Here is a 3,588-nt window from a genome sequence, read left to right as displayed (position 1 = left end):
CGATCCGCACCCACTGATCGTCACGCAACGCGTATCGCCGCATTCCCCGGCTGCTCCACAACTTGCCGGCACCCTATGAATCACTCCAGCACCATCCTGGGAATCCCCCATCTGAGGACACGCCCTAATCGGCGCGAGGAATCTGCGCGAATGCGCGCATCTCCGCTCGGTACTTTAGCCTGACTTGCAGCCTGCCGCACCTCTGCACCCACAGCCGATGCGCGCATGATTGCGTGGGACTCCCAGTTGACGGAGCCCCGCACCGGGGAGGAAAGAGGAAGCGTGATGCGGGGGCCATTCACGACCCCTGACGCCTTCCCGGCGGGGATTGCTGTGGCTTCTTCGACACCGACGAGCCTTCGATCCCCGACGGGAGTGGCCGGCCTGGGCGAGTGCCCCGGCTCCGATACCCGAGACGGCGGCACGGGCGGCCTTGAGGCGCCGCATCACCCATTAGACACCGTAGCGAAGCTCCCGGACGGAACCAGGGTCCGCCGGGCCTAGCGCGAGGATCGAGACGGCCCGGCCAGGGCTGCGAAGGGGAAAGCATGGCGTTCGAGGAATTTGTCGGCCGGCAGGAAGAGCGGCAGGACCGCGCGGATCCGAGGCTGGCGGAGGGAATGGCGGCGACGCTGGGGCGGCCGCTCGAGGGCGATGCCTGGCCCGCGCTATGGCACTGGACTCTGTTCCAGGACTGGCGGATGCCCGATGGATTGGGGCCGGATGGCCATCCGCGCCGCGGCGGCTTCCTGCCGCCCGTGCATGACCTGCCGCGCCGCATGTGGGCCGGGGGGCGCGTGACCTTCCACGCTCCGGTGCGGACCGGGGATGCCCTACGGCGCGTGAGCACGATCCTGTCCGTGAAGGAGAAGTCCGGCGGCTCCGGCCGGTTGGTCTTCGTGACCGTCGGGCATGTTCTGCACGGGCCGGCCGGCATGCTGGTCGAGGAGGAGCAGGACATCGTCTACCGGGGCACGGAAGGCGCCGCGGTGAAGGCGGCGCCCGCGGCGCCTGCCTGGGACGGCGCGCTGGAGGCCTCGCTGGTGCCAGATCCGGTGATGCTGTTCCGCTACTCGGCGCTGACCGGGAACGGTCACCGCATCCATTACGACCATCCCTATGTGACGCAGGAGGAAGGCTATCCCGGCCTTGTGGTCCATGGGCCGCTGCAGGCGACGTTGCTGGCGCGGCATGCGCTGGACCTGGGCGGGAAGGGGGCGCGGCTGTCGCGCCTGGCCTATCGCGGGAAGCGCCCCTGCTTCGACGGACGACGCCTGACCTTGCTCGGTCGGCGTGAGGCGGATGGCATGATCCGGTTGGAGACGCGGGACGAAACGGGCGCCACCTGCCAGGAGGCCGAGGCCGTCCTTGTCTGATCAGCGGGAGCCCGATCACCAAACCCCCGATCACCAAACCAGGGGGCCGGCGGCAGGTCCGCCGGCCCCTGATCAATCTTCGGCGGACCGTGCGGACGAGGCGCTGCGCGGCATCGGACTGATGGCCCTCGGCTTCGCCATCGTCACCTTCTCCGACGCTGCCGTGAAATGGGTGCTGCCGGAGATCGGCGTCGCCGTTGCCATGATCCTGCGCGGCTCGATCGGAGCCGTCACGGTGCTGGTGCTGACCGGCGGGTTCCGGGTGCAGGCGCGAGCGGTGAACCGGCGCCTGCTCGCGACGCGGAGCGTGCTGCATTGCGTGGTGACGGTGACCTTCTACCTGGCCTGGGCACGCGGCATGCCACTGGGGGACAGCTATGCCGTCGCCGCTATGGCGCCGCTGGCGATGACGGTGCTGGCCATTCCGATGCTGGGGGAGAGCGTCGGGTGGCGGCGCTGGATGTCCACCCTGGTAGGCTTCTTCGGTGTGCTGGTGATGGTGCGGCCCGGCGGCGACCTCTGGCGCTGGGAGGCGGGCGTGCTTCTCCTCGGCGTGGCGCTCATGGCGGTGACGCGCATCTGGACACGGGTTCTGGCGCGGACCGACCGGCCGGCGACGATCGCCTTCTGGCTGATGGTGGCCCATGTGCCGGTCGGCATCGCCGTCCTGCCGATGTTTCCGCCGATCGGCTGGCCCAGCTGGGGCGGCTGCTTCGCGATCCTGATTCTGGGGCTGGGGAATGGGGCCGCGCATCTTCTTTTCGCGCGGGCCTTCGCCCTGGCGCCGGTGGGGCTGCTGGCCCCCTTCGAATATTCGACGTTGGTGACGGGCACGCTCCTGGGGATGCTGATCTGGGGCGATGTGCCGGCCTGGACGACGGCGCTGGGTGCCTCGATCGTCGTGCTGGCCGGGCTGTACAACCTGCATCGTGCCCGGATCCGGGCGCGTGAGGCCCGGATCGAGGATGCCCAAAGGGAGGCTGGCCTTGCCGGCGGGGCAGTGGGAACAGCCGAGGCTGGGCCCGCGGGTCTCACGCGGGCGGTGGCGCCGTCCACGTCCCTGCCCGGCAATCGCTGATGGCCCTGCGGCATGACCTGCGGCGCGGCGCGCTGCTGATGCTCGGCGCCACCGCCTGCTTTGCTCTGATGGGCGCCTTCGTGAAGGAGCTCAGCACGCGCTACACCTTCCTCGAACTGATGTTCTTCCGCAACGCCTTCTCCCTTCCCATCGTGCTCGCTGCGGGGCTGCGCATGGGGGCGCTGCTGCGGACCCGGCGGCTGGGCGGCCACGCGGTGCGGGCGACCTCCGGGCTGATGGGGATGGGCTGCGCCTTCTTCTCCCTCTCGCTCGTGCCGCTCGCCGACCAGACGGCGCTGAACTACACGCAGCCGCTCTTCATCATCCTGCTGGCGATTCCCTGGCTGGGCGAGCGCCCCGGTGCTGCGCGCTGGGCGGCGGTGGGAATCGGCTTCCTGGGCGTGGTCGTGGTCGCGGCCGGGCAGGGGGCGGGTGGCGGCGCGGTCACCGGCGGGCTCGTTCTCGGCTATTCCATCGCAGCACTGGGCGGCTTCTTCGGCGCGCTTTCGACCATGCTGGTGCGGCAGCTCTCGGCCACGGAGCCGAGCACCACCATCGTTCTGTGGCAGGCGCTGCTGATGACGGGGTTGACCGGCCTCGCGCTGCCCTTCGTCTGGATCACGCCGAGCCTGGGCGATCTCGGGCTGCTGGTGCTGATGGGGCTGATCGGCGGCGTCGGCCAGGTGCTGAACACCGAGGCCTTTGCCAGCGCGCAGGTGTCCTCGCTCGGCCCCTATACCTATACGGGCCTGCTCTGGGCTGGTCTGCTCGGCTGGCTGGTCTGGGGCGAGATGCCCGGTGTGGCAATGCTGGCGGGCAGTGCGCTGATCGTGGGTGCAGGCTTCATCGTGCTGCGCAGCGAATTCCGGAGGAGGGCGCGATGACACTTGAGTTCCGGCGTGACGATCCGCTGGCGCCGGGGGAGGTGCAATGGGTGGCGCCGGGGCTGCGGCGCATCCTCTGCGGCAATCCGGGGCCTTTCACCTATCGCGGCACCAACACCTACCTGGTCGGCCTTGAACAACCAGCAACCTGTTGATCCGGGGCAGGAAAGCTCGGAATTTGGGTGCTGGAATTGCAGAGTTCGGTTGGAATAGGCGGCAAAGCCTGCGATTCTTCCAATCATGAAACACC

4 protein-coding genes are annotated in these 3,588 nt (G+C 69.2%); all 4 read left to right on the top strand.

The window, feature by feature from the left end:
• Window positions 1-548: 548 nt before the first annotated feature.
• The 4 genes from GSE44_RS24880 to GSE44_RS24865 all read left to right on the top strand — a co-directional run bounded on the left by GSE44_RS24880 (window position 549) and on the right by GSE44_RS24865 (window position 3,493).
• Window positions 549-1,376: an HTD2 family dehydratase gene (locus tag GSE44_RS24880; RefSeq protein WP_159351511.1), complete on the top strand. Its 828-nt coding sequence runs from the start codon at window positions 549-551 to the stop codon at window positions 1,374-1,376.
• A 121-nt stretch (window positions 1,377-1,497) separates the two neighbouring features.
• A complete protein-coding gene (locus GSE44_RS24875) occupies window positions 1,498-2,454 on the top strand; it encodes a DMT family transporter (RefSeq protein WP_235925132.1) in 957 nt (318 codons plus the stop codon).
• A complete protein-coding gene (locus GSE44_RS24870) occupies window positions 2,454-3,338 on the top strand; it encodes a DMT family transporter (RefSeq protein WP_159351510.1) in 885 nt (294 codons plus the stop codon). The genes GSE44_RS24875 and GSE44_RS24870 overlap by 1 nt, the downstream gene beginning before the upstream one ends.
• Window positions 3,335-3,493 carry a hypothetical protein gene (locus tag GSE44_RS24865; protein ID WP_159351509.1) on the top strand — a complete coding sequence of 53 codons (159 nt, stop codon included), beginning with the start codon at window positions 3,335-3,337 and terminating at the stop codon, window positions 3,491-3,493. Before GSE44_RS24870 ends, GSE44_RS24865 begins: the two co-directional genes overlap by 4 nt.
• Window positions 3,494-3,588 lie beyond the last annotated feature (95 nt).

The organism is Muricoccus harenae (genome assembly GCF_009848505.1).
Lineage (GTDB): Bacteria > Pseudomonadota > Alphaproteobacteria > Acetobacterales > Acetobacteraceae > Roseomonas > Roseomonas harenae.
Note: the sequence above shows the minus strand (reverse complement) of the source record. Positions and strands in the feature narration are given on the sequence as shown.

What these genes read in the sequence shown, in the direction of transcription:
- GSE44_RS24865 (WP_159351509.1), top strand. Translation starts at nt 3,335, where the DNA reads ATGACACTTGAGTTCCGGCGTGACGATCCGCTGGCGCCGGGGGAGGTG.
- GSE44_RS24875 (WP_235925132.1), top strand. Translation starts at nt 1,498, where the DNA reads ATGGCCCTCGGCTTCGCCATCGTCACCTTCTCCGACGCTGCCGTGAAA.
- GSE44_RS24870 (WP_159351510.1), top strand. Translation starts at nt 2,454, where the DNA reads ATGGCCCTGCGGCATGACCTGCGGCGCGGCGCGCTGCTGATGCTCGGC.
- GSE44_RS24880 (WP_159351511.1), top strand. Translation starts at nt 549, where the DNA reads ATGGCGTTCGAGGAATTTGTCGGCCGGCAGGAAGAGCGGCAGGACCGC.